Annotated in this window: 22 protein-coding genes; 10 read left to right on the top strand and 12 right to left on the bottom strand. The window is 72.1% G+C overall.

The genetic code is table 11. From position 1 onward, the window contains the following. Positions 1 to 42: 42 nt before the first annotated feature. The 3 genes from ASF18_RS20605 to ASF18_RS23985 all read right to left on the bottom strand — a co-directional run bounded on the left by ASF18_RS20605 (position 43) and on the right by ASF18_RS23985 (position 3,477). The gene (locus tag ASF18_RS20605; protein WP_244472801.1) at positions 43 to 1,209 is read right to left on the bottom strand and encodes an adenylate/guanylate cyclase domain-containing protein; all 1,167 of its coding nucleotides are present in this window, start codon (positions 1,207 to 1,209) and stop codon (positions 43 to 45) included. Positions 1,210 to 1,413: 204 nt separating this feature from the next. Beyond that, on the bottom strand, positions 1,414 to 2,433 hold the full coding sequence (locus tag ASF18_RS24945) for an AraC family transcriptional regulator (protein ID WP_056354781.1): 1,020 nt from the start codon (positions 2,431 to 2,433) through the stop codon (positions 1,414 to 1,416). Between the two features lie 111 nt (positions 2,434 to 2,544). Then, a complete protein-coding gene (locus ASF18_RS23985) occupies positions 2,545 to 3,477 on the bottom strand; it encodes an AraC family transcriptional regulator (protein ID WP_210166763.1) in 933 nt (310 codons plus the stop codon). A gap of 216 nt (positions 3,478 to 3,693) precedes the next feature. On the opposite strand from ASF18_RS23985, the gene ASF18_RS20590 reads away from it, so the two are divergent. The 4 genes from ASF18_RS20590 (at position 3,694) to ASF18_RS20575 (ending at position 7,326) form a co-directional block, all read left to right on the top strand. Further along, positions 3,694 to 5,100, top strand: a complete 1,407-nt coding sequence (locus ASF18_RS20590) for an ATP-binding protein (RefSeq protein ID WP_162239186.1) — start codon at positions 3,694 to 3,696, stop codon at positions 5,098 to 5,100. Further along, the gene (locus ASF18_RS20585; protein WP_056354774.1) at positions 5,093 to 5,515 is read left to right on the top strand and encodes a response regulator; all 423 of its coding nucleotides are present in this window, start codon (positions 5,093 to 5,095) and stop codon (positions 5,513 to 5,515) included. The genes ASF18_RS20590 and ASF18_RS20585 overlap by 8 nt, the downstream gene beginning before the upstream one ends. Positions 5,516 to 5,600: 85 nt before the next feature. Beyond that, positions 5,601 to 6,224 carry a response regulator gene (locus ASF18_RS20580; RefSeq protein WP_056354771.1) on the top strand — a complete coding sequence of 208 codons (624 nt, stop codon included), beginning with the start codon at positions 5,601 to 5,603 and terminating at the stop codon, positions 6,222 to 6,224. 163 nt (positions 6,225 to 6,387) lie between these two features. Next, on the top strand, positions 6,388 to 7,326 hold the full coding sequence (locus ASF18_RS20575) for a pirin family protein (RefSeq protein WP_056354766.1): 939 nt from the start codon (positions 6,388 to 6,390) through the stop codon (positions 7,324 to 7,326). 202 nt (positions 7,327 to 7,528) lie between these two features. Here the strand turns inward: ASF18_RS20575 and ggt are convergent, their stop codons facing one another. From ggt to ASF18_RS20535, 8 genes are all read right to left on the bottom strand, one after another. Further along, entirely contained in the window at positions 7,529 to 9,106 is a 1,578-nt protein-coding gene (gene ggt / locus ASF18_RS20570) for a gamma-glutamyltransferase (protein ID WP_056354764.1), read from the bottom strand. A 19-nt stretch (positions 9,107 to 9,125) separates the two neighbouring features. After that, the gene (locus ASF18_RS20565; protein WP_056354761.1) at positions 9,126 to 10,055 is read right to left on the bottom strand and encodes an ATP-binding cassette domain-containing protein; all 930 of its coding nucleotides are present in this window, start codon (positions 10,053 to 10,055) and stop codon (positions 9,126 to 9,128) included. Further along, positions 10,052 to 11,083, bottom strand: a complete 1,032-nt coding sequence (locus ASF18_RS20560; protein WP_056212308.1) for an ABC transporter ATP-binding protein — start codon at positions 11,081 to 11,083, stop codon at positions 10,052 to 10,054. The genes ASF18_RS20565 and ASF18_RS20560 overlap by 4 nt, the downstream gene beginning before the upstream one ends. Positions 11,084 to 11,085: 2 nt before the next feature. After that, complete coding sequence (locus ASF18_RS20555; RefSeq protein ID WP_274534722.1) at positions 11,086 to 11,916, bottom strand: ABC transporter permease; 831 nt, start codon at positions 11,914 to 11,916, stop codon at positions 11,086 to 11,088. A gap of 280 nt (positions 11,917 to 12,196) precedes the next feature. Beyond that, on the bottom strand, positions 12,197 to 13,141 hold the full coding sequence (locus ASF18_RS20550; RefSeq protein WP_056277975.1) for an ABC transporter permease: 945 nt from the start codon (positions 13,139 to 13,141) through the stop codon (positions 12,197 to 12,199). Between the two features lie 16 nt (positions 13,142 to 13,157). After that, the gene (locus tag ASF18_RS20545) at positions 13,158 to 14,663 is read right to left on the bottom strand and encodes an ABC transporter substrate-binding protein (RefSeq protein ID WP_056354756.1); all 1,506 of its coding nucleotides are present in this window, start codon (positions 14,661 to 14,663) and stop codon (positions 13,158 to 13,160) included. 135 nt (positions 14,664 to 14,798) lie between these two features. Then, positions 14,799 to 16,418 (bottom strand): gamma-glutamyltransferase family protein, encoded by a 1,620-nt coding sequence (locus tag ASF18_RS20540; protein WP_056212314.1) that lies wholly within the window; start codon positions 16,416 to 16,418, stop codon positions 14,799 to 14,801. Between the two features lie 95 nt (positions 16,419 to 16,513). Beyond that, positions 16,514 to 17,578, bottom strand: coding sequence for an SDR family oxidoreductase (locus ASF18_RS20535; RefSeq protein ID WP_056354753.1), 1,065 nt, complete (start codon positions 17,576 to 17,578; stop codon positions 16,514 to 16,516). Between the two features lie 111 nt (positions 17,579 to 17,689). Here ASF18_RS20535 and ASF18_RS20530 point away from each other — a divergent pair, with 111 nt between their 5' ends. From ASF18_RS20530 to ASF18_RS20515, 4 genes are all read left to right on the top strand, one after another. Then, positions 17,690 to 18,067: a helix-turn-helix domain-containing protein gene (locus tag ASF18_RS20530; protein ID WP_056354750.1), complete on the top strand. Its 378-nt coding sequence runs from the start codon at positions 17,690 to 17,692 to the stop codon at positions 18,065 to 18,067. A 76-nt stretch (positions 18,068 to 18,143) separates the two neighbouring features. After that, on the top strand, positions 18,144 to 19,145 hold the full coding sequence (locus ASF18_RS20525; RefSeq protein WP_056212319.1) for an asparaginase: 1,002 nt from the start codon (positions 18,144 to 18,146) through the stop codon (positions 19,143 to 19,145). A 251-nt stretch (positions 19,146 to 19,396) separates the two neighbouring features. After that, positions 19,397 to 19,669, top strand: coding sequence for a hypothetical protein (locus tag ASF18_RS20520; RefSeq protein ID WP_056212321.1), 273 nt, complete (start codon positions 19,397 to 19,399; stop codon positions 19,667 to 19,669). 71 nt (positions 19,670 to 19,740) lie between these two features. Further along, entirely contained in the window at positions 19,741 to 20,367 is a 627-nt protein-coding gene (locus tag ASF18_RS20515; protein WP_056354747.1) for a hypothetical protein, read from the top strand. Here the strand turns inward: ASF18_RS20515 and ASF18_RS20510 are convergent, their stop codons facing one another. After that, positions 20,368 to 21,957 (bottom strand): amidase family protein, encoded by a 1,590-nt coding sequence (locus ASF18_RS20510; protein WP_082487835.1) that lies wholly within the window; start codon positions 21,955 to 21,957, stop codon positions 20,368 to 20,370. A 141-nt stretch (positions 21,958 to 22,098) separates the two neighbouring features. On the opposite strand from ASF18_RS20510, the gene ASF18_RS20505 reads away from it, so the two are divergent. After that, entirely contained in the window at positions 22,099 to 23,037 is a 939-nt protein-coding gene (locus ASF18_RS20505; RefSeq protein ID WP_056354744.1) for a glyoxylate/hydroxypyruvate reductase A, read from the top strand. Between the two features lie 155 nt (positions 23,038 to 23,192). Next, on the top strand, positions 23,193 to 23,441 hold the full coding sequence (locus tag ASF18_RS20500; protein ID WP_056212328.1) for a hypothetical protein: 249 nt from the start codon (positions 23,193 to 23,195) through the stop codon (positions 23,439 to 23,441). Positions 23,442 to 23,680: the final 239 nt, after the last annotated feature.

Below are 23,680 nucleotides of genomic sequence, written 5' to 3'. Positions count from 1 at the left end.
CGGTTTCGGGTAGCGCCTCGGTTCAGCGCGCCGGCCGCGGCGTCACGCACCGGCCTCGGCGTCGTCCGGGAAGGCCAGCACCTCCAGGGGATCGCCGACGCCGCGCAGGGGAAAGGTCCCGAGGGACACGAGCTGGTGCCCGTCGCTGGAGCGGGCCGCGAAGGCGCCCGAGAACAGCACGCTGACGTCGAGGACCTTGGTCAGGCTCTCCAGCCGAGCCGCCACGTTCACGGCGGGCCCGATGATCGTGAAGTCCAGGCGCGAGCGCGAGCCGATGTTGCCGTACATCACCGCGCCGACATTGACGCCGATGCCGTAGCCGAGGCGCGGCTGCCCGCGCTCGGCCCGCGCCGCGTTCAGCGCCCGCATGGCGGCGCGCGCCTCCAGGGCGGCGGATTGCGCGGCGGTGCAGGCGGCCGGCGTGTCGAGGTGGAAGATCGCCAGCAGGCCGTCGCCCATGAATTTCAGGATCTCGCCCCCGTGCCGCTCGATCGGCAGGGAGATCGCGTCGAAGTAGTCGTTCAGCAGGGCGATGACGTCGTCGCGCGGCCACAGCTCGGAGATCTCGGTGAAGCCGCGCAGGTCGATCACCATGATGGCGGCCTCCACGGTGACGCCGCTGCCGCGCCGGGTCGCCCCGTTGAGGATCATCTCGCTGGCATGCGGTCCGACATAGGTGTCGAGGAGCAGGCGGGTCAGGCGGTTCTTGTGCCGGACCTCCGTGACCACCGACAGGGCCGGCAGGAGCGAGGCCAGGAGATCGAGGTCGTCGGGCGCGAACCCGCCGGGCCGATCGGCCGAGAAGGTGACGATGTGGCTCTTGCCGAGGGTGTAGTGCAGCGGCCAGGCGACGTAGTCGGTCAGGCCCTCCGCGCGCAGGTCACGGTAGATCCCGTAATCCGTCGCCGGCTGCGCCGGCTCTTCCAGGCGCTTCCGGACCCGCTCCGCGCCGTTGAAGATCTCGGCGGCCGGGCTCAGCTTGAACTGGTCGGTCTCGACGATGCCGTACTCGAAGTTCTGCAACGCGGCCGCCTCAAGGCCGGTCCGCCAGAGGATGCGGGTTCCGAGCCACAGGGGATGATGCGTCCGCAGGTGGATCGTGCCCCGCGCCACCGGGATCCCGGCCTCGCGCAGGCGCCGGCAGAATGCCACGAAGATATCGTCGAGGAAGCGCTCCCCCCGGGTTCCCGCCAGGAGCCAATCGAGCATCTCCCCGCGCAGCTGGGCCCGTGCGAAGCGACGGGTCTCGTCCTGGTGCAGGGGACTGTTCATGGCCGCGCCTCGCTGCCTGCCGTCGCCGTCCGAGCCGGGTCCGGCGTGCCGGGACCGGCCGGTGATTCCGCGATCATGGAGCCGTCGGCCCGCGCGCACCAGGGCGCCTCGACATTAAGGCGCGGTCACGCCGATGCCCTGTCACGCCGAGATCTTTCGGGGATCCACGCCCGGCTCCTCCGGCTCGACCATCCGGCGCCAGCGCCCGGGGCTCACACCCGCCTCGCGGGCGAAGACGCGGGTGAAATGGCTCTGGTCGGCGAACCCGCAGGCGAGCGCGATCTCGGCCAGCGACGGGCCGGGCCCCCGCATCAGGGTCTTGGCCCGGGCGATGCGCTGACGGACGAGCCAGACATGGGGCGAAACCCCGAGGGACTGGCGGAACGCCCGGGCGAAGTGGCTCACGGAGAGGCCGCACGCCACCGCGATCGCCTGCAGGCTCGGCGTGTCGCCCAGCCCTGCGCGCAGGCGGTCCTGGGCGCGGCGCAGCTGCCAGGGGGCGAGCCCGCCCCGGGCCAGCTCCGCGGCGAGGCCCGGATCGGCATGGAGGCCGATCAGATGCGCCCCGATGGCCCGGCCGATCTGCAGGCGAAACACGGCCGCGCCGCGATCCGGCCGATCGAGCGTAGCGGCGGCGCTGGCGGCGAGGTCATGGATCGTCGGGTCGACCAGGACCCTGCCGTCGACCGGCTTCAGAGCCTCGAGCGGATCGATGTCCCCGAGGCCCATGCTCGCGGCCACCTCGACGAGGATCCGGCGCGACAGCCAGATCTGCACCGCGACGCCCCGATGGATGGCCGGGGGCCTGATGCGGCGATCGAGGATCGTGACGGCGCTGGCGCAGATGCGCTCGGGGGCGGGTCGGAGGGGACCGCCCGCCGGCCAGCCCCCGTCATCGGCCCGCTGCACGCGGATCAGCAGCCCCTCGCCGTAGGTCTGCGGCTGCGGTGCCGTCGTTCGCCCGACGGCAGGGAGCTCCGAGACCACGATGCCGTCCGTCTCCGCATCCGGCGACCGGGTCGTGCGAACGGGTTCGGGACCGGGCTCCCGCGGGGGTTCGACCGCGCGCGGGCGCTGGCCGGGCTCCAGGGCGGGCCGCCGGCGGCGCGGCAGCGGCGGAATCGCGAGCCGGGCCGCAGGGGTGTCGGCTGACCGATGCATCCTCGTCTCCACAGCAGACCTTCGGGTGAGGACACCCTGCCGGCGGGACGGGGCAACGGTCTTTCGCAGACTTGCTCGGCCGTTACGCGATCCTGCTCTTTGCCGGGCGCCTCAGGGCGCAAGCTGCCGGTATTCCCCCGGCGTGCAGCCCGTCACCCGCTTGAAGGCGGTGCTGAAGGCGGCCTGGCTCGAGAAACCGGACGAGAGGGCGACATCCACCAGCGGCAGCTTGCGCTCGGCCAGGAGCCGGCGGGCGCGCGCCAGCCGCTCGGCGCTGACGAAGCCGTAGGGCGTCTTGCCGGTGACGCGCTTGAACAGGCGCGCGAAGTGGAACGGGCTGAGGCAGGCGGCGGCGGCGAGTTCGGTCACGCCGAGGTCGCGATCGAGGTTGTCGCGGATGAAGGCGATCGCCCGCTGGATGCGCTCGGGACAATCGTGGTCGCCGCAGACCGGATCGGCCCGGTCCGGACGGTCGTGGCCGTAGGCCTGAGCCACCCGGGCCGTGAGGGCGAGGGCCGCAGCCTCCACCATCATCCGGCCCGCCGAGGATTCCCGGACGAGTTCGCTCAGGATCGACAGCCCGATCTGGCGGATCAGCGGATCCGGCACATCGGCGAGGTAGCGCACGGTGTCGGCGCGGATGCGGGCATCGCCGTAGAGGTTCGCCAGGGCCGCGAAGCGCTCGGCCGGCAGGTAGATGTGCAGGATCTCGGTCAACGGGGCCGAAATGTTGATGTCGTCCTCCCCGACACCGACGGGGCAGAGCCAGATCGTGCCCGCCTCGACCGCCGTCCGCTGGCGGAGACCGGCGCCCTTGCGGCTGACATGCGCCCCCGGAACGCGGCGCGTCGCCAGGGTGATCTCCATCTGGGTCGGTACGATCGCCGGCAGATCGCCGGCCGGATGCGAGCGCAGCTCCGCCGCGACCCCCTGCCACTGCCGGCCCCGGGAGGTCGCAAGCAGGCCGGCCTTGGGAAACTTGTGGGCGCTGTGCCGGTGCAGATCCATGCCCGCACCGTGCAATCCTTGCGTCGGGCGCGCCATTATACAGGTGTATCGGAGACCCCCCGGGCGCGGTCCCACTATCCTGTCGGACCCCGGTGGATGAGGTGCATGCGGCACGGTTTCTCGCGGCAACGGTTTGCACGCCCGACGGACTCGCGACAGGCGCTGCCTCGCCAAGTCTTCTCCCGCTGGCCCAGCCGCGCCTCCACCTCGGCCCATGACGGTCCCATCGGCATCGACGATCTTCCGGCCTGGATGCTGACCGCGCCGCCGGGGCGGGGCCGGGCCCGGGCGACGGCCATCGGCACGGCGGCCCTGCTGATCCTGCCATCCATGGGCCTCGCCGGCCTCGCGGGCTGGGCCGCCGCGGCCCGGGGCGGGGCGCCCGCCCTCGTCCTCGGCGCACTCGCCCTCGCCGCTGGGGGCGCGGCCCTCGCCGTGGCGGCCCGACAGGCGCAGCGGTACCGGATGGGCGAGACGCGCCTGGAGGCCATCTTCGAGCGGTCCGGCATCTCGATGTGGCGCGAGGACTGGACGGCGGCGGGCGAAGCGGTGATGGCCCTGCGCCGGGCCGGCACGGTGGACATCGAGTCCCACTTCGCGAGCCGGCCGGAGGCGCTTCGCGCCCTGCGCCGGCAGGTCATCGTCACCGACGTGAACGGCTTCACGGTCGAGGAGACGGGCGCCTCCGGCAAAGACGCCTATCTGGGTCCCCTGGACCGCCTCCTGCCGGACACCGACCAGACCTTCGTGCAGTGGCTGGTGGCCTTCGGCCGGGGCGACCGCTTCTTCCGCTCGGAAGCCCACGTGGTGCGCGCCGACGGCAGCGAGATCGACATGCTGTTCACCGCCATGCTGCCCCGGGACCTGGCGGGCTTCTCCGAGATCGTCGTGACGGCCCTCGACGTGACGGCCTTCAAGCAGGCCCAGAAGCGCTTCGCCCGGGCCGACACCGAACTCGCGCGCGCCTCCCGCATCACCACCGTGGGGGCGCTCAGCGCCTCCATCGCCCACGAGGTCAATTCCCCCCTGGCGGCCATCCTGGCCAACGCACAGGCCGCCACCCGCTGGCTGCGGCGCCCGGTGCCGGATATCGGCGAGGCCGCGGCGGCCCTCGACGACGTCGTCACCGAGGCGACCCGCGCCCGCGACGTGATCGCCCGGACCCGGTCCTATCTCGGCAACGCCCCGCGCGCCTCCGCCCCCGTGGACCTCCTCCAAGCGGCCCGCGACGCGAACCTGCTCGTCGAGGGCGAACTGCGCCTGCACCGGGCCGCCGTCCACATCGCGGCCGAGGGCGCGATTCCCTGGATCGACGCCGATGCGATCGGCCTGCAGCAGGTCTTCGTGAACCTGCTCCTGAACGCCGCCCAGGCGATGGCGGAGGGGGACGGACCGCGCGACGTCACCGTGACGATCCGGGCCACGGGCGAGGCGGTGACGGTCGACGTCACCGATACCGGCCCCGGCATCGCGCCCGAGCGGCGCGCCCACATCTTCGAGCCGTTCCACTCGACCCGGGCGGGCGGGATGGGCATGGGCCTCGCCATCTGCCGCAACCTCATCGATGCCCATGGCGGCGACATCTGGGCCGATGCCGCGCCCGGGGGCGGGGCCGCCTTCCACTTCACCCTCCCGGTCGCCGGACCCGCCCATGGCTGAGCCCGCCGCCGGAGATTCCGCCACCCGGAACGCGGCCCCGCGGGCGCCCGTCGTCGCCATCGTGGACGACGACCCGGCGATCCGCTCGGCCCTGTCGCGGCTCGCCCGCTCCCTCGGCTACGCCCCCGCCTCCTTCGCCGGGGCCGAGCCGCTCCTGAACGCGGCGGACGATGCGGGGATCGCCGTCGTCGTCACGGACGTGCAGATGCCGGGCGTGAACGGTCTCGACCTCCTGCGGCTCCTGCGCCTGCGCCGACCGACGCTGCCGGTCATCGTGATGACGGCCTATCCGAGCGAGTCGAGCCGTGCGCGGGCGCTGGCCTCCGGCGCCTTCGCCTACCTTGCCAAGCCCTTCGACGCCGAGCAGTTCGAACACTGCCTGGGCAGCGTCCTCGGCATCACGCGCCACCCGTGATAGGCAGGTGCCTCATCCGCAGAAGATGCACCGGGCTGGCCCGTATCTTGTAAGCTTGCCCAGTGTATTCGCTTTCCTTGGAAAGATGTCCGAAGCGACCGTCCACATCGTCGACGATGATCCGGCCTTGCGTTGCGCGCTGATGCGTCTGTGCCGGTCGAGCGGATTGCTTGCGGTCGGTCACGGAGACGCTGCCGCACTCGCCGCGACACGGGTCCGGACGGCACCGGAATGCATCCTCCTCGACGTTCGTCTTGCCGGGGAGAACGGCCTCTCGGTCCAGGAAGCCCTGCGTTCGGCCGGCAGCACCGTGCCGATCATTTTCCTGACCGGCTTCGGCACCATCCCGATGACGGTGCGGGCGATGCGCGGCGGCGCGGTGGAGTTCCTGACGAAGCCGGTGGTGGCCGAGGTCCTGCTCGATGCCGTGCACCGGGCCCTCGAAGCCGATGCGGCGGCCCTGGAGGCCCGCCGCGCCCGGGAGGCTTTGGCCGAGCGTCTGCAGGCCTTGACCCCGCGCGAGCTGGACGTGATGCGCTGCGCCATCGGCGGCCTGATGAACAAGCAGATCGCCGCCGAACTCGGGATCACCGAGATCACCGCCAAGGTCCACAAGCGGCGGGTGATGGAGAAGATGCAGGCCCGATCCCTGGCCGACCTCGTGCGCATGGCCGACCAGATCGGCGTGGCGGCGACCCACCAGCGCTGAGGCACGGCGCGAAGGTGCAAAGCGAAGCCGGATTCGACAATCCCATCCCCTCCCCCGGCCTCCAGATGCGAGCGGGCCGGCACCCGGGCCGGCGCCGCCTGCCGGGCGAGGCGGTCGGCACGGGATGATCCGGCTTGGCGGCCATGACACGGGAGGACATCGAATGAGCTGGCACGGTGCGGAGGACCCGATCCCGGGCGACCGCTTCACCTGCGACGCGATCAAGACCCTGATCGTGCCGCGCTCGCGGGACCTCGGCTCCTTCGCGGTCCGGCGTGCCCTGCCGTCGACCGAGTGCCGGATGGTCGGCCCGTTCATCTTCTTCGACCAGATGGGCCCGTCCGAGTTCCTGCTCGGCCAGGGCATGGACGTGCGGCCCCACCCGCATATCGGCCTGTCGACGGTGACCTACCTGTTCGAGGGGGAGATCCTGCACCGGGACAGCCTGGGCACCGCGCTGCCGATCCGGCCGGGCGCGCTGAACTGGATGACGGCCGGGCGGGGCATCACCCATTCCGAGCGCACCGGGGCGGACCTGCGCCGGACCGGCTCGACCCTGTTCGGCCTCCAGAGCTGGGTGGCGCTAAGCCGCCAGGACGAGGAGACCGCGCCGGCCTTCGAGCATTACGAAGCCGAGGCGCTGCCGATCCTCGGCGGCGAGGGCAAGACCGTCCGGTTGATCGCCGGCGAGGCCTTCGGGGCGACATCGCCGGTGCGGACCTCAAGCCCGATGGTCTATGCCGACGTGAGGCTCGAGGCCGGCGCGGTGCTGCCCCTCGACCCGACCTACGACGAGCGTGCCATCTACACGGTCTCGGGCGCCATCGACATCGCCGGGGACGGGTTCGGCCCGGGCCAGCTCCTCGTCTTCCGGCCGGGCGACCGGATCAGCGTGCGGGCGACCGAGACCGCCCGCTTCATGGTCCTGGGCGGCGAGCCGATGGACGGCCCGCGCCACCTCTGGTGGAACTTCGTCTCCTCCCGGCCCGAGCGGATCGAGCAGGCCAAGGAGGATTGGCGCCAGGCCCGCTTCGACACCGTGCCGGGGGAAACCGAGTTCATCCCCCTGCCCGAGCAGCCGGCCCCGGTGCGCTACCCGTGAGCCGGATGCCCGCGCCTCAGACCCTCTCCGGTCGATTCCTCCGGCGCCCTTCGCGCGCCGGTCCCCTCTCCTGGAAGGAGAGGGACAGGGCGAGGTGTGTGACTTCCGCGGATGGGGCACGGCGCTCACCCCGACCCTCTCCCCATGGGAGAGGGGGCCTGTCCCGACCGGTCGAATCGACGCGATCGACCGGAAAGAACGTTCAGTAGCCGAGGGCGCAGCCGTCCTTGCGCGGATCGGATCCGGCGGCGCGCATGCCCGTGGCCGGGTCGATCCAGATGATCTGGCCGCCGCCGATCGGGACCGGGGCCGGCACCGTGACGTGCCCACGCGCGGCCAGCCCCTCGGCGAGCCCGGCGCCGAAGCCACCCTCAAACTCGATGCCGCCGCCATAGGCGAAGCTGCGCGGCGCATCGAGGGCCTCCTGCACGTCGAGGCCCCGGTCGATGATGCCGGTGAGCAGCTCGACATGGCCCATGGCCTGGTAGTGCCCGCCCATCACGCCGAAGGGCGCCACCATGGCGCCGTCGCGCATCAGCATGCCGGGGATGATGGTGTGCATCGGGCGCTTCGAGGGCGCGATGGTGTTGGGATGGCCGGGCTCGACCCGGAACGAGAAGCCGCGGTTGTGCAGCAGCACGCCGCTCTCCGGCGCGGTGATGCCGCTGCCGAAGCCCTGGAAGATCGAGTTGATCAGCGAGATCGCGTTGCCGTCGCGGTCGACCACGCAGAGGTAGACCGTGTCGGTGTGCCGGATCTCCGGCCACAGCACCGGCGCCTGCGTGTGGGCCATGTCGATGGCGCCGTGCGCCCGCGCCTGCCAGGCCTGGGAGAGCAGGTGCTCCACCGGCACGGCGTTCACGACCGGATCGGCGAAGAGCGCGTCGCGGTGGTGGTAAGCCTGCTTGCAGGCTTCCGCGAAGAGGTGGACCCGGTCCAGTTCGGACAGCGCGCCGACGTCGTACTGCGACAGCACGTTCAGCATCATCAGGGCGGCGAGGCCCTGGCCGCTCGGGGGACATTCATAGACGTCGTAACCCCGGTAGCGGGTCGAGATCGGCGTCACGTATTCGGGCGCCGCGTTGGCGAAATCCTCCAGCGTGTGCAGGCCGCCGAGTTCGCGCAAGGTGCGCACCATGTCCTCGGCCACCGGGCCCTCGTAGAAGCCGGGGGCGCCGTGCTCGGCGATGCGCCGCAGGGTGGCGGCGAGCTTCGGGTGGCGCATGATCGTGCCGACCTTCGGCGCCTCGCCGTCGACGAGGTAGGCGGCGGCCGAGCCGGGATCGGCCCGCAGCTTGTCGCGGTTGCGCGCCCAGTCGTAGGCGACGCGCGGCTGCACCGGATAGCCCTCCTCGGCGTAGCGGATCGCCGGCTGCAGCAACTCGCCCAAGGTGCGGGTGCCGTGATCGGCGAGCAGCCGCGCCCAGGCCGCGACGGCGCCCGGAACCGTGACGGCGTGCGGCGAGGTCGCGTCGATCGCCACCTGGTTCTCCACGTACCAGGCGTCGTGCGCGGCGGCCGGGCTGCGGCCGGAGCCGTTCAGCGTGACCGGCACGGCGGCGCCCTTCGGCGCGTAGAGGGCGAAGCAGTCGCCGCCGATGCCGGTCATGGCCGGCTCGACCACGCCCTGCACCGCCACCGCCGCGATGGCGGCGTCGACGGCGTTGCCGCCGGCCTTCAGGACCTCGATGGCGGCCAGCGAAGCGAGGGGATGGGAGGTCGCGACCGCGGCGTTGGCGGCATAGACGGGCGAGCGGCCCGGTTTCGAGAAGTCTCTCACGGCGTCGGGTCCTTGGGGGTCAGGAATAGCGGGTGTCGGCGACCCAGTGGCCGGGGGCGACCTCGACCAGGCCGCCGATGGCATCCGGATCGGCGGGGGGCAGGAGGGAGGCGGCGCGCAGGCGGGCGCGCTCCTCCACGGGGTTGGGCACCGGCACGGCGCTGAGGAGGCGCCGGGTGTAGGGATGGCGCGGATCCTCGTAGAGGGCATCGGCCTCGGCGAGTTCCACCACCCGGCCGTGCCAGAGCACGGCGACGCGCTGGCAGAGGTAGCGCACCATGCGCAGGTCGTGGGAGATGAACAGGTACGAGATGCCGAGCTCGTCCTGCAGGTCCTGCAGCAGGTTGACGACCTGGGCCTGGATCGAGACGTCGAGGGCGGCGATCGGCTCGTCGGCGACGATGAAGCTGGGTTTCAGCGCGATCGCGCGGGCGATGCAGATGCGCTGGCGCTGCCCGCCGGAGAACTGGTGCGGGTAGCGCCGGGCGAAGCGCGGATCGAGTCCGACCCGGGCCAGCAAGCCCTCGACCTCGTCGCGGCGCTCGCCCCGGGCCATGCCGGGCCGGTGCAGCCGGAACGGCTCGGCCACGTAGTCGCCGATGCTCATGCGCGGGTTGAGGGCCGCGTAGGGGTCCTGGAACACCATCTGGATGCGGGCGCGCATCCGGCGCATCTCCCCGGCGGAGAGCTTGGCGAGGTCGGTGCCCTCGAAGGCGACGGTGCCGGCGCTCGGCGGGTTCAGCATGGTGACGGCACGGCCGATGGTGGACTTGCCCGAGCCGGATTCCCCCACGAGGCCCAGCGTTTCGCCCGGCCGGATGTCGAAGCTGACATCCTGGACTGCCCGGAACACCGCGCCCTTGCCGCCCCACCAGCTGCGCAAGGGGTAGTGCTTGCTCAGGTTGCGCACCGAGAGCAGCGGATAACGGTCGGCGGGCTCGGGCCTCATCGTGCGGCTTCCTCGGCGGCGAGGCGCGCCGGCAGGTCGTACCACGCGGCCACGAGATGGCCTGGTGCGGCGCCGGGGGCCTGGGCCAGGGGCGGCGCCTCGGTGAGGCAGCGCGACGTCGCGTACGCGTTGCGCGCGGCGAAGGGGTCGCCCGGCGGCGGATGGCGCATGTCCGGGGGAGCGCCCTCGATCTGATGCAGGCGCCGGCGCCCGGCCCGGCCGCGGCTGAGGTCGGGCAGCGAGCGCAGCAGACCGAGGGTGTAGGCGCTGCGCGGATCGCGGAAGAGGTCGTCCACCGGGCCGCGCTCGAGGATGCGGCCGGCATACATGACCTGCACGGTGTCGGCGATGCCCGCCACCACGCCGAGATCGTGGGTGATCCAGATGATCGCCATGCCGATCTCGCGCTTGAGCTCCTGCACCAGACCGATGATCTCCGCCTGCACGGTGACGTCGAGGGCGGTCGTCGCCTCGTCGGCGATGAGGAGCTTGGGGCGGCACGACAACCCGATGGCGATCATCACCCGCTGGCGCTGGCCGCCGGAGAACTCGTGCGGGTACTGGTCGAGGCGGGCGCCGGCGTTCGGGATGCGCACGAGGTCGAGGAGGTCGCGGGCCCGGGCCCGCGCCGCCCGGCCGTCGAGGCCGAGATGGATGCGCAGGGGCTCGATGATCTGCGCGGCCACCGTCATGCCGGGGTTGAGGGAGCTCATCGGGTCCTGGAAGACGAAGCCGATCTGCCCGCCGCGCACCTTCCGCAGGTCGCGCTCCGGCAGGCGCAAGAGGTCGCGGCCGGCGAACAGAACCTGCCCGCCGGTGATGCGGCCGGGCGGGCGCGGGATCAGCCCCAGCATCGCCAGCACGTGCACGCTCTTGCCGGAGCCGGATTCGCCGACGATGCCGAGGGTCTCGCCCTCCTTGAGCGTATACGACACGCCGTTGACCGCGTGGACCGCGCCGCCCTCGCTGTCGAAGGCGACGCCGAGGTCGCGGACGTCGAGCAGGGGCTTCGGGCTCTCCGGAACCATGGTCAGGTCCTCTGCCGGGGGTCGAGGGCATCGCGCAGGCCGTCACCGAGGAGGTTGAAGGCCAGCACCGCAAGGAAGATCGAGGCCCCGGGCCAGATCGCCATCCAGGGCGCCTGCTCGAGGAAGTTCTTGGCGACGTTGAGCATCGAGCCCCAGGACGGCTCGGGCGGCTGCTGGCCGAGGCCGAGGAAGGACAGGCTGGCCTCGGCGATGATCGCCGCCGCGATGGTCAGGGTCGCCTGGACCAGGATCGCCGGCACGATGTTGGGCACGATGTGGCGGATGGCGATCCGCCAGGGCGGGTTGCCGACGGCGCGGGCTGCCTCCACGAACTCCTCCGCCGCCACCGCCTGCACCTGCGCCCGGGTCAGGCGCACGAAGGTCGAGGTGGCCGAGAGGCCGATCGCCACCATGGCGTTGGTCAGGCTCGGACCGAGGAAGGCGGCGAGCGCGATGGCGAGAATCAGGAACGGGATCGCCAGGAGGGCGTCGGTCAGGCGCATGATCGCCAGGTCGACCATGCCGCCGGCATAGCCGGCCAGCAGGCCGAACGGCAGGCCGAGCGCCACCGCGAGAGCCACCGAGGTCAGGCCGGCGCCGAGGGAGGCCCGCGCCCCGAAGACGATGCGCGAGAGCACGTCATGCCCGACCTCGTCGGTGCCGAAGGGATGCGCCCAGCTCGGCGGAGAGCGGATGGCGCCCCAATCGGTGGCGATGGGATCGTAGGGCGCGATCCCGTCGGCGAAGATTGCCATCAAGATCAGTGCCACCACGATGACGAGGCCCACCATGGCGGTGCGGCGCGCTTTCAAGCGCGTCCAGAATTCGCGGATCGGGCTCGGCTCGGCGCGGAGCGCGGGCTCGGCGGCCGGCAGGGCGATGCCGGGCGGGGCGATGGCAGCCTTGGTCATCGGGCGCCACTCCCGTCGATCGGTTCCTGCCAGGCGATCACGCGCTTCCCTCCCCCTCGTGGGGAGGGATCGAGGGTGGCGCCGTCAGCCTCCGCCGTCTGAGGGTCACCCAACCACCCCCAACTCCTGCTCCTGCCCACAAGGGGGAGGAGAGACGCGCTCGATATCCCCGCGATGCGGTGCTCCTGCACAACGCCCATGCTCACGCGCGCCTCAGCTTCGGGTTGACGAAGGCCGCGAGGAGGTCGGCCGCGAGGTTGAGGAGGACGTAGGTGGTGGCGGTGCAGATCACGACGCCCTGCACGGTGGCGTAGTCGCGGTTGAACACCGCATCGACCATCAGCTTGCCGAAGCCCGGCACCGAAAACACCTGCTCGGTGAGCACCGCGCCGGAGAGAAGCTGCCCGAATTCGAGGGCGCCCAGGGTGATGATCGGGATCGCGGCGTTGGGCAGGGCGTGGCGCAGGATCAGGCGCAGGGGCGAGACGCCCTTGGCCCGGGCGGTGCGGACGTAGTCCGAGCCGAGCACGCCCAGCATCGCCGCGCGGGTGTGGCGCATCATCACCGCCGCGATGGCGTTGCCGAGGACGAAGGCCGGCATCGCCATGGAGCGCAGGTTCTCGGACAGGCTCTCGAAGGGCGAGACGTAGCCGGACGCCGGGAGCCAGCCGAGCTGCACGGAGAACAGCAGGATCATCAGGATGCCGAGCCAGAAATTCGGCACAGACAGGCCCCAGAGGGCGATGCCGTTGGCCAGGGTGTCGGCAGCCGTTCCGCGCTTGACCGCCGACAGGATGCCCATCGGCACGCCGATGACGAGCGCCACCAGCATGGCGAGGCAGGCGAGTTCGAGGGTGACCGGCAGCTTCTCGATGACGAGGTCGAGGACCGGCTTCTGCAGGCGGATCGACTCGCCGAGATCGCCCTGCAGCACGCCGCCGGCCCAGAGGGCGTAGCGCACGGGCAGGGGCTGATCGAGGTGGTACTTCTGCCGGATGAAGGCGATGACCTCGGGGTCGCGCTCCTCGCCGGACAGGGCCGTCGCGGTGTCGCCCGGCAGCAATTGCTGCAGGGTGAAGATGATCATCGAGGCGATCACCAGGGTTGGGATCGCGAGCGCCAGGCGCTGGACGAGAAAGCGCAGCATCGGCCGGGCCCCCGCCTCAGTTGAGCGTGAGGCCGGTGAAGCGCACGAGGCCGTCGGGATAGGGCGTGAAGCCGGTGAGCTTGGTGCTGTAGGCCCAGAACAGCTTGCGGTGGAACAGGTAGATCAGCGGCCGGTCGGCCATCACCCGGTCGGCGAGCTGTTTCCAGGCCTCGGCGCGCTGGCCGGGATCGACCGTGGCACGCTCGGCGCCGAGCGCCGCGTCCGCCTCCGGGTTGCAGTAGCGGGCGTAGTTCAGGGGCGTCTTGCAGGCGAGGAAGCTGAAGGTGTTGCCGTCGGGATCGGGCCGGCCGCTCCAGGAATAGAGGTAGGCGTCGAAATTGCCCTTGTCGGCGGCGTCCAGCGCGGTGGTGAAGTCGGTGGCCTGGAGCTTCACATCGAAGCCGGCCTCACGGGTCATCGCCTGGATGACCTGGCCCACCTGGGGCGCCTCGTTGTTGGCGTAGACCGTGAGGGTCACGCTCGGCTTCGGCACCCCGGCCTCCGCCAGCAGGGCCTTGGCCTTGGCCACATCCCGCTTCGGGATCGGATACGCCTGCACGTAGGCCGGGTGCTTGGGCGAGACCCACTGGTTGCCGGGCAGGAACTCGCCGCTGAACACCACCTGGTTGAGGGCGTTGCGGTCGATGGCGAGGTCGAAGGCGGCGCGCACGCGCGGGTCGGCCACCGCCGAGCCCGCCCTGTTCGGGTTGAATACGATGGACTGGAAGCCGAGCTCGATGGTCGAGCCGATCTTGAGCTTCGGGTCGCGGCTCACCTGCGGCAGGTCGGTCGGGGTCAGCCGCTCCAGCAGGTCGAGCTGGCCGGCGCGGAGGTTCGTCAGGCGCACGGTGCCGTCGGGGATCGGCCGGAACTCGATGCGCTGAAGGTGGATCTGGTCCTTGTTCCAGTAATCGTCGAAGCGCTCGACCACGATCCGGTCCTGCGGCACCCGCTCGACGAACTTGAACGGCCCGGCGCAGACGGGAGCGGTGGAGAACTTGTCGCCCAGGCGCTCGGCGGCCTTGGGCGAGACCATCATGCCGGCGCGGTCGGTGAACTGCGCCATCAGGGGGGCGAACGGCGTCTTGAGGATGATCTTGAAGGTCAGGTCGTCGACGACCTCGACCCGGTCGATCGGTGCGATCTCGCCGCGCCGCTGCGATCCGGGCAGCTTCATGTGCCGCTCGAGGCTGTACTTGGCCGCAGCCGCGTCGAGCTTCTCGCCGTCGTGGAACAGCACGCCGGGCCGCAGGGTCATGGTGAGGGTCTTCTGGTCCTCCGACAGGCTCCAGCCGGTGGCGAGCTGCGGCACCGGCTTCAGGTCGGGGCCGATATCCACGAGCTTGTCGCACAGGGCGGCGAAGACCATGCGGCCGGCGAAGGTGCGGGCCAGCGTCGGGTCGAGGGCGTCCGGGTCCTCCATCAGGCCGAAGCGCAGGGTCTGGGCCTGCGACGCCCCGACGAGAACGGGCGACAGCGCGGCAATGCCCGCGACGAGGCCGACAGCGAACAGACGCAGCATCAAGCTTCCTTCAGAACAGGGATCGGTCCGGATCGCGGATCGGTCGCACCCGAGGGCCGATCGGCACGAGCCGGGAAGACGTTCGAAAGTGCATACATTATCCGTGCCAGCGGATGCTGGCGCAAGCGCGGCCAATTACCAAACCGCCACTTGCCCATCGCGGCGCGGATCGCTGGCGCCGACATAGCCCTCGGTGCCCGCATCCCCCATGCGCCAGATGAACTGGCCGGCGCCGAAATCCTGGTAGCTGTCCTGGATCACGTCGACCCGGTGGCCGCGCTCCACGAGGCCCTGCAGGGTCGCGGCCGGCATCGTCGCCTCGGCGTTGATCTCCAGGCCCGCGTTGAAGCGCCAGCGCGGCGCGTCGCAGGCGGCCTGCGGGTTCTGGCCGTGGTCGATCATCCGCACCAGGGTCTGCAGGTGGCCTTGCGGCTGCATGTTGCCGCCCATCACGCCGAAGCTCATCACGGGCGCGCCGCCCTGCGTGAGGAAACCCGGGATGATGGTGTGGAAGGGCCGCTTGCCCGGCGCCACCACGTTCGGACTGCTCGGGTCCAGCACGAAGCCGTAGCCGCGGTTCTGCAGCGACAGGCCCCATTCGGGCACGACCACGCCCGAGCCGAAGCCCATGAAGTTCGACTGGATGAAGCTCACCATCATGCCGGATTCATCGGCCGCCGTGAGGTAGACGGTGCCGCCGCGCACCGGGTTGCCGGCGCCGAAATCCTGCGCCTGGCGCGGGTCGATCAGCTTGGCGCGGTCCGCCAGATAGGCGGGGTCGAGCATCGCCTCCGGGCTGACCTGCATGCTGCGCGCGTCGGCGACGTAGCGGTAGGTGTCGGCGAACGCGAGCTTCATCGCCTCGATCTGCAGGTGCTGCGCCGCCGGCCCGTCGGGGGCCAAGCCCGCGAGGTCGAAGGAGTCGAGGATGCCGAGGGCGATCTGGGCGGCGATGCCCTGCCCGTTCGGCGGGATCTCGTGCAGGGTGTAGCCGCGGTAGTCCTTGGCCGTCGGCGTCACCCATTCGGGCCGGAAGGCGGAAAGGTCCGCCACCGTCATGGCGCCGCCATGGGCCGCGGCGTGGCGGGCCATGGCCTCGGCGATCTCGCCCTCGTAGAAGGCCCGCCCCTTGGTCTCGGCGATGGCCCGCAGCGACCGGGCGATGCCCGGCAGGGTGACGCGCTCGCCCACATGGGGGGCGCGGCCGCGGGGCAGGAAGGTTTCGGCGAAGCCGGGCTGGCTCACGAGATCGGCGACCGTCGCGGCGGCCGCCCATTTCTGCTGCACCACGACCGGCGCGAGGTAGCCGCGCTCGGCGATCTCGATGGCGGGCTGCAGGAGATCGGCGAAGGGCAGCGTCCCGAAGCGCTCGCTCAGGGCCACCCAGGCCGCGACGGCGCCCGGCACCGTGACGGAATCCCAGCCCCGCATCGGCGGGCGCTCGGCTGCCCCGTATTTCCGGGCGAAGTAGTCGGGGGTCCAGGCCGCCGGCGCCCCGCCCGAGGCGTTGAGGCCGTGCAGCGCCTTGCCGTCCCACAGGATGCAGAAGGCGTCCGAGCCGAGGCCGTTGCTGCAGGGCTCGGTGATGGTCTTGGCCGCCGCCGTGGCGATGGCGGCATCGACCGCATTGCCGCCCTGCCACAGCATGCGGATGCCGGCCTGGGCCGCGAGCGCGTGCGAGGTCGAGACCATGTTGCGGCCGAAGATCGGCATCCGCACGGTGGGGTAGCCGGTGGTCCAGTCGAACGGCTTCATCGGATCGGGGTCTCGCGCATCGGGGGATCCGGCGATGATGGAGACAAACGCCGGGTCCGCCAAGTCGCGGGCGAAGCCCCGGCCGGTGGCGGATGTCAGGGAATGACCCGCTCCGCCCGCAGGCGGGCGAACAGGTCGAAGAACGCGTCGTCGGTGGCCTGGTAGTCCAGGAAACCGAGGCGCCGGCTCTTGCTCATGTCGGTGACGACCTCGATGGGGCGGCCGAGATCCGCATCCGTGTGCCAGGCCGAGGCGAGGCGCCCGAGATCGGCCTCCTTGAGGCCGTGCCGGGCGGCAAGTTCGGCCCAGAGCGGGGCGGCGCCGTCCATCTGCTGCTCCAGGGGCAGGACCGTGCCGTCGAAGGGCGCCGGCTGCACGCCGAACCAGTCGGCGATCCGGCCCCACATCCAGCTCCAGCGGAAGACGTCGCCGTCGACGATGTTGAAGGCCTCGTTGCGGGCCGCCGGCGTGGTGGCGGCCCAGGCGAGCTGGCGCGCCAGGATGCGCGCATCCGTCATGTCGGTGAGCCCGTTCCACTGGGCGGCCGAGCCCGGGAAGCGGAACGGCCGACCGGTCTCGCGGCAGAGCGTGGCGTAGACCGCCAGGGTCACGCCCATGTTCATGGCGTTGCCGAGCGCGTAGCCGATGATGGTGTGGGGCCGGTGCACGCTCCAGCCGAAGCCGTCCCGTGCTGCGGCGGCGAAGACCTCGTCCTCCTGCGCGTAGTAGAAGTTCTCGACGTCGAGGCGGCCCTGCTCCTCGCGGAACGGCGTGGCCGGCAGGGTGCCCTTCCCGTAGGCCTCGAACGGCCCGAGATAGTGCTTGAGGCCGGTGATCAGGCCGACATGCGCTACGCCGCCGTTCGGCCGAAGGGCGTCGAGGAGATTGCGCACCATCGTCCCGTTGACGCGGATGTTCTCCGCCTCCGTCTCCTGGCGGAGCCAGGTCGTGATGAAGACGTCGGTGGGGCGGACCTCCGCCAGCGCGCCGCGCAGGCTCTCGGGGTCGAGGAGGTCGGCGGCCACCGGCGTGACGCCGGCCAGGTCGGCCGGTGGGCGCCGGGCGAGGCCGGCCACGGACCAGCCCTCCGACACCAGGTGACGGGCGAGGTTGTTGCCGACGATGCCGCTGACGCCGGCGATGAGGGCCGTCCTGGTCATGGAAGTCTCCGTCTTGATCTGAGACCGACCTATGGAGACAGTCCGCCCCTGACCAGACGGCACCGATTGGGGTCATAGGCACCAAACGGTACCCAGCAAAGGGCGACGACCATGGAGAAGCTGAGTGCGGACGAGACGTGGCGCGAGGACTGCGCACCGCGCCGGGTGCTCGACCTGTTCGCCACCAAGTGGACCAGCATGGTCCTGCACACGCTGCACGCCCGCCACGGCGGGGCGGCGCGCACCGGCGTGCTCCAGCGCAGCCTGCCCGGCATCTCGAAGAAGATGCTGACCCAGACCCTGCGCGACATGGAGGCGAGCGGCCTCCTCACCCGCCACGTGGCCGGCACGGTGCCGCCCGCCGTGGACTATCGCCTCACCGCGCTCGGGGGCCGCTTCGTCGAGCCGGTCGAACTCCTCTACGCCTGGGGCCGCGCCAATGCCGACGCCCTCGACGACCTGAAGCCCCGGCCGACCTCCCGCCGCTGACGGACGGAGGCCGCTCCGGCAAGCCTCCTGCATGGGAGGGCCGCCGAACCGGCAACCAGGCGGAGACGACGACACGATGGCGACGCGATCCAAGGTGGCCTTCATCGGCACGGGCGGGACGATCGCGTCCCTCGGCTGGGATTCCCTCGACGTCCTCGACTACACCGCCACCGGGCAACGCCTCGCGGCCGACGCAATCCTCGAGCGGGTGCCCGAGGCGCGCACCGTGGCCGAGGTGGTCGCGGTGCCGTTCCGCGCGGTGGCGAGCCCCGCCATCGGCTTTGCCGAGTGGCGTGCCCTCGCCGCCCTCTGCGCGGAACTCGCGGAGGCCCATCCCGACCTCGCCGGCATCGTGATCGGGCACGGCACCGCGACCCTGGAGGAGACCGCCTACGCGCTCGGCCTCACCCTGACGGTGGCCTGTCCGGTGGTCCTCGTCGGGGCCCAGCGCCCGATCAGCGCCCTGTCGAGCGACGCCGGCCTCAACCTCGTCGCGGCCCTGCGGGTCGCCGCCGACCCGGCCTCGCGCGGGCGCGGGGTGCTGGTGGTGCTCAACGACGAGATCCAGGCGGCCCGCGAGGTGACGAAAACCTCGGTCGGCCGGCTCCAGACCTTTCGCACGGCGGATTTCGGCGTCCTCGGCCACGTCGATGGACCGCATGTCCGCTACTACCGCCGCCCCGAGCGACGGCACGCTCCGGGCACGCCCTTCACCCTGGAGGGGCGGGCCGCCCTGCCCCGGGTCGACGTCGCCTACGCCTATGCCGACGCGGACGGCACCGCCGTGCGCGCCTTCGTGGCAGCCGGCGCGCAGGGACTCGTCTCGGCGGGCCTCGCCCCCGGCATGACGCCCCCGGGCGAGGCCGACGCCCTGGCCGAGGCCGTGGCCGCCGGGGTGGTGGTGGTCCAGTCCACCCGCGCCGGCAGCGGCGTGGTGCCGGTCACGACCCGCCTGCGCGAACGCGGGATCCTCAGCGCCGACAACCTGACGCCGCAGAAGGCGCGGATCCTGCTCGCGCTGGCGCTGACCCGCACCCGCGATCCGGTCGACATCGCCGCGATGTTCGCGACCTACTGAGCGGCAGGGCGCGCCGTTCGACGGGTGCGGATGGCGCGTGCGGCCGGCCCCAAACGCGTCGACGCCGATCGCCCGCAGAGGGCACGCGAAGACGGGAAAACGGAAGGCGGAGCGCCGCCCGAACCACCCGCGCCCGCGCCTATTCCAGCGAAGTCTGTGACCTTTCGGCGTTTCGGCCGTTGATGAGACATGCCGAACCGGTCGCGACGGCGTGACCGGCCATCCCGAACCATCGACGCGAGGTCCCTTTCATGAAGTCATTCGTCATCGCCACCGCCCTCCTCCTCACCCCCGTCGTCCTCGCGGGCACGGCGCAGGCCCAGGGCACCATCCGGGGCGCCGAGCGCGGCGTCGAGGACGGCAACCGCGCGGCTGGCCCGATCGGCGGCGTGGTGGGCGGCGCCGTCGGCGCGGCCACCGGCACGGTCGGCGGCGTCCTCGGTGTCGATCCGGATCGCCGTGAGGACCGGATCGAGCGTCGCGAGGAGCGTACCACCATCACGCGCGAGCGCCGCGACCGCTAAGCCGACCGCCTCGGCCCCGTCTCGGGGCCGAGGCCTTTCCGGGCCTGTCTGCCCAATCCCCGCCGGACCGCATGCGCCCCGATTCCGATCCGCACGCCCACCTCCTGGCCACCGCCCGGAGGTTGTCCCATGCCCTGCACGACGCCCTCGCGCGCCTCGGGCCTGTGCCGGTCGAACCGCCGACCCACGCCCATGTCGCGGACCGCCTCGCCCTCGAGGTCGTGAACCAGCAGATCTCGACCCGCGCCGCGGCAGCCATCTGGGCCCGCGTCGAGGCCGCGGCGCAGCTGCGGAGCGTGGCCCCCCGCGACCTTTTCGTCGAATCCCATGCCGAGACCCTGCGCGGCTGCGGCCTCTCGGGCGCCAAGGTGCGGGCCGTCCAGGCCATCCGCGCCGCGGACGAGGCGGGCCTGTTCGGCCCCGACCTCGCCACCCTGCCCCACCCAGACCGCGCGGCGATCCTGCGCAGCATCAAGGGCGTGGGCCAGTGGACCGCCGACATGATCGGCATCTTCCACTATCACGACCCGGACATATGGCCGGACGGCGAAGTCGCCGCCGTCGGCAGCCTCCGGCGCCTGACCGGCTGCACGGACACGCAGGCGTTCACGCGCCCCTTCGCACCCTATCGCTCCCACCTCGCCCGCGCGATGTGGCGGGTGCGCGACCTCGTGCCGGCCCCGACCCGCGCGGCCTGATCAGCGCGCCCCGAGGGGCGGCGTGCTCGCCGGCAGCCGACGCAAGGTCGTCGCCTGCTCGAAGGCGTAGGCGAGACCGAGGAGCTTCGCCTCGTTCCAGGGCTGGCCGAGCAGGTCCATGCCGACCGGCACGCCCTCGGGGGCCGTCGCGGTGGCGGCCGAGAACCCGGCCGGGACGTCGATGGCGGGGAAGCCCGTCAGCCCCGCGACGATCCCGTTGCGATCCGCCTGGTTGAGTTCGCCGATGGGCACCACGAGCCGCTTCTGCAGCGGGTAGACCAGGGCGTCGAGCTTCTGCGCCGCGAAAACCTCGGTGACATGCGCCTTCAGGGCGGCGATCCGTCCGAGACGGGCCCTATACTCGGGCTCGGCCATGCCGTCCTGGCGCGCCTCGGCGGCCGTCAGGAACGACTCCAGGGCGGCGCGGTGGAACCGGCCCGAGGCCAGGATGCCGGCGAGATCCTTGTGCGGCGCATTCGGGATCGTGGCCAGATAGCCGTTCATCAGCGCCTTGTACTCGTAGGTCTGAACGTCGTCCTCGCGGTTGAGGGCGTCGGCCTCGAAGGCCGGATCGTCGATCCGCACCAGGGTGGCGCCCGCCGCCTCCAGGGCGTCGAGGGCCGTCTGCATGACGCGGTTGACCTCCGCGTGCTCCGGCTTGGTCCCGAACAGGGCCCGGACGACGCCGAGGCGGGCGCCCTTGAGGGCGTCGGGCTTCAGCGCATCGGCGTAGCTCCGCGCGACCTTGCCGATCGCCGCGGCCGTGAGGGGATCGGCCGGGTCGGGGCCGGCCATGGCCTGCAGCAGGGTCGCCGCATCCGCCACCGTGCGGGTGATCGGCCCGATGGCATCCTGCGTCTTCGAGACCGGCATGATGCCCGCGAGGCTGATCAGCCCCTGGGTGACGCGCAGGCCCACGAGGTTGTTGGCCGAGGCGGGCGAGCGGATGGAATTCACGGTGTCGCTGCCGAGCCCCCCGAGGGCGAAGCCGGCAGCCAGCCCCGCGCCGACGCCGCCGCTGGAGCCGCCGGGGGTGCGGGTCAGGTCGTAGGGATTGCGGACCTGTCCCCCCAGCGAACTCACCGAGACCCCGCCGAGGGCGAGTTCCTGCATGTTCGCCTTTGCCAGCACGATGGCGCCGGCGGCGCGCAGGCGGGCCACCGCCGTGGCGTCCTGCGCCGGCTGCGCGCCCGCCAGCGCCGCCGAACCACCGGTCGTCGGCAGTTCGACGGTGTCGTAATTGTCCTTGAGGAGCAGGGGGACGCAGCCGAGGGGCTTGGCCGCGCCCGCCGTGCGATCCGCGTCGTAGGCCTCGGCCTGGGTCAGGGCCTGCGGGTTCAGCGCCCGGATCGCCGCGAGCTTCGGACCGGCCTGATCGTAGGCGGCGATGCGGTCGAGATAGCCCTGGACCAGGTCGCGGCAAGTGATCCGCCCGGAGGCGAGGGCCTCGCGCGCCCCCGCGATCGTCGCCGCCTCGACTCGGAAAGGCGCCGAAGCCGGATCCTGCGCCGCGACGGGGGCGGCTTGGGCGAGGACGGCGCCCGCGAGGGCGAGGATGCAGACAGGTCCGGGATAAGCGATCTTGGGCATGGGATTCCGATGCGGATCGAAGAGGCCCGCGATCAGGCAGGTTTCGGGCCGGAATGGTCAAGGCGCTTCGTTGACGGCGGGCCGCTCGCGGGTGATCCCGTCGCCCGGCGATATGCGCCGGCCCCGAGGAGATCCGACTCCATGCCCTCCCCCCTCCTTCTCGTGACCAGCCTTCCCGCCGCGGACGAGGCGGCCTGGCGGGACGCCCTGGGCGCCGCCATGCCAGGGGAGCGGATCCAGACGGCCTCCGCGGGCGCCCCGGCGGACGCGGCGGAAGTCGCCATCGTGGCGAACCCACCCCAGGGGTCCCTCGCGGGCCTGCCGAACCTGCGCTGGATCCAGAGCCTCTGGGCCGGCGTCGACCGCCTCGTCCTCGACGACACGCTGCCCGACGTGCCCGTGCGGCGCCTCGTCGACCCGACCCTGGCGCGCGCCATGGCGGAGGCGGTGGCGGCGGCGGTCCTGCACCTGCACCGCGACTTCCCGCTCTATGCCGCCCAGCAGCGCGCGGGAACGTGGCACCAGCACCCCGTCCGCTTAGCCGGCGCGCGCCGCGTGACGCTCCTCGGCCTCGGCGAGATGGGCCGGGCCGCGGCCGACCTCCTGCGCGCCCTCGGCTTTCCCGTCCGGGGCTGGAGCCGGTCCGGCACCGCACACGGGACGATCCCGGTCGCCAGCGGCCCGGACGGCTTCGTGCAGAGCCTCGCGGCGGCCGACATCCTGGTCAACCTGCTGCCCCTGACCCCGGACACCCGCGGCATCCTGAACGCCGACGCCTTCGGCCACCTGCCGCCGGGCGCCGCCCTGGTGAATTTCGGGCGCGGCGCGCACGTGGTCGAGGACGATCTCCTCGCCGCCCTGGCGACGGGCGCCCTCGGCCACGCCATCCTCGACGTCTTCCCGGAGGAGCCCCTGCCCCCGGATCACCGCCTCTGGACCCATCCGGCGATCACGATCCTGCCCCACGTCGCGGCCCCGACGAACATGGCCTCGGCCGCCGCGCTCGTCGCCGAGGCGGTGGCGGAGTTCCGGCGCACCGGCCGTGCGCCGGCAGGGATCGACCGGAGGCGGGGCTACTGAGGGCCTGCGCCTCCGCGTCAGCCATGGGGCCCGGCCCGCGCCCCGCAGGGGGACGCGGACACGCTTCGTCACGCTGGCGGCAACGGCGCGACAAACGGGCCGGCTATCTCCCGGTTCGAAGCGGCCATCGCCGCTCCGACTTCGGAGATAGACCCATGAAGACCACGATGTTTGCCCTCCTTACCGCCGGCCTGCTCGCGGCGGCCCCGGCCCTCGCCGTCGACGGACACGGCAACGCGTCGAACCCCGAGCAGGTGAAGCCGAACCTCGGCACCGTCTCCGGCGGACCGAACCACAGCGACGATCCCCGGGTGCGGGAGACGCAGGACAAGGGTCCCGACGGCAAGCCGCTGCATTCCGACACGGACGGGCATGCCCACGGCCACGGCCACGGCAAGAAATAGTCCCGCCGCCCCGGCCCGACGCCGCCCCCGCTTCCCGCAGGCTCACCCGCCTGCGGGAAGCGGGCCCGAGGGGCGAAGACCCTGGCGCTGCCGGAGGCCGTGAGGACCACCCGCGGCGGCGGCGCCAGGGGAAAGCCCCGACGATGATGAGCGCGAGGGAGCCGCCGTTGCCGCCCAAGGGAAGCCGCGTTCGGTGAGCGGGGAAGTCGCCGGCCAGCGCGTCACCGCGGCGTCGCCGT

The organism is Methylobacterium sp. Leaf89 (assembly GCF_001422215.1).
GTDB lineage: Bacteria > Pseudomonadota > Alphaproteobacteria > Rhizobiales > Beijerinckiaceae > Methylobacterium.
This window is presented reverse-complemented; position numbering and strand designations above follow the sequence as displayed.

Coding starts and splice junctions, on each gene's coding strand:
- ASF18_RS20505 (WP_056354744.1), top strand. CDS start 22,099: ATGCCCTCCCCCCTCCTTCTCGTGACCAGCCTTCCCGCCGCGGACGAG.
- ASF18_RS20560 (WP_056212308.1), bottom strand. CDS start 11,083: ATGGTTCCGGAGAGCCCGAAGCCCCTGCTCGACGTCCGCGACCTCGGC.
- ASF18_RS20580 (WP_056354771.1), top strand. CDS start 5,601: ATGTCCGAAGCGACCGTCCACATCGTCGACGATGATCCGGCCTTGCGT.
- ASF18_RS24945 (WP_056354781.1), bottom strand. CDS start 2,433: ATGCATCGGTCAGCCGACACCCCTGCGGCCCGGCTCGCGATTCCGCCG.
- ASF18_RS20550 (WP_056277975.1), bottom strand. CDS start 13,141: ATGCTGCGCTTTCTCGTCCAGCGCCTGGCGCTCGCGATCCCAACCCTG.
- ASF18_RS20605 (WP_244472801.1), bottom strand. CDS start 1,209: ATGCTCGATTGGCTCCTGGCGGGAACCCGGGGGGAGCGCTTCCTCGAC.
- ASF18_RS20575 (WP_056354766.1), top strand. CDS start 6,388: ATGAGCTGGCACGGTGCGGAGGACCCGATCCCGGGCGACCGCTTCACC.
- ASF18_RS20515 (WP_056354747.1), top strand. CDS start 19,741: ATGCGCCCCGATTCCGATCCGCACGCCCACCTCCTGGCCACCGCCCGG.
- ASF18_RS20540 (WP_056212314.1), bottom strand. CDS start 16,418: ATGAAGCCGTTCGACTGGACCACCGGCTACCCCACCGTGCGGATGCCG.
- ASF18_RS20565 (WP_056354761.1), bottom strand. CDS start 10,055: ATGAGGCCCGAGCCCGCCGACCGTTATCCGCTGCTCTCGGTGCGCAAC.
- ASF18_RS20590 (WP_162239186.1), top strand. CDS start 3,694: ATGCTGACCGCGCCGCCGGGGCGGGGCCGGGCCCGGGCGACGGCCATC.
- ASF18_RS20520 (WP_056212321.1), top strand. CDS start 19,397: ATGAAGTCATTCGTCATCGCCACCGCCCTCCTCCTCACCCCCGTCGTC.
- ASF18_RS20585 (WP_056354774.1), top strand. CDS start 5,093: ATGGCTGAGCCCGCCGCCGGAGATTCCGCCACCCGGAACGCGGCCCCG.
- ASF18_RS20500 (WP_056212328.1), top strand. CDS start 23,193: ATGAAGACCACGATGTTTGCCCTCCTTACCGCCGGCCTGCTCGCGGCG.
- ASF18_RS20535 (WP_056354753.1), bottom strand. CDS start 17,578: ATGACCAGGACGGCCCTCATCGCCGGCGTCAGCGGCATCGTCGGCAAC.
- ASF18_RS20530 (WP_056354750.1), top strand. CDS start 17,690: ATGGAGAAGCTGAGTGCGGACGAGACGTGGCGCGAGGACTGCGCACCG.
- ASF18_RS23985 (WP_210166763.1), bottom strand. CDS start 3,477: ATGGCGCGCCCGACGCAAGGATTGCACGGTGCGGGCATGGATCTGCAC.
- ASF18_RS20545 (WP_056354756.1), bottom strand. CDS start 14,663: ATGCTGCGTCTGTTCGCTGTCGGCCTCGTCGCGGGCATTGCCGCGCTG.
- ASF18_RS20510 (WP_082487835.1), bottom strand. CDS start 21,957: ATGCCCAAGATCGCTTATCCCGGACCTGTCTGCATCCTCGCCCTCGCG.
- ASF18_RS20525 (WP_056212319.1), top strand. CDS start 18,144: ATGGCGACGCGATCCAAGGTGGCCTTCATCGGCACGGGCGGGACGATC.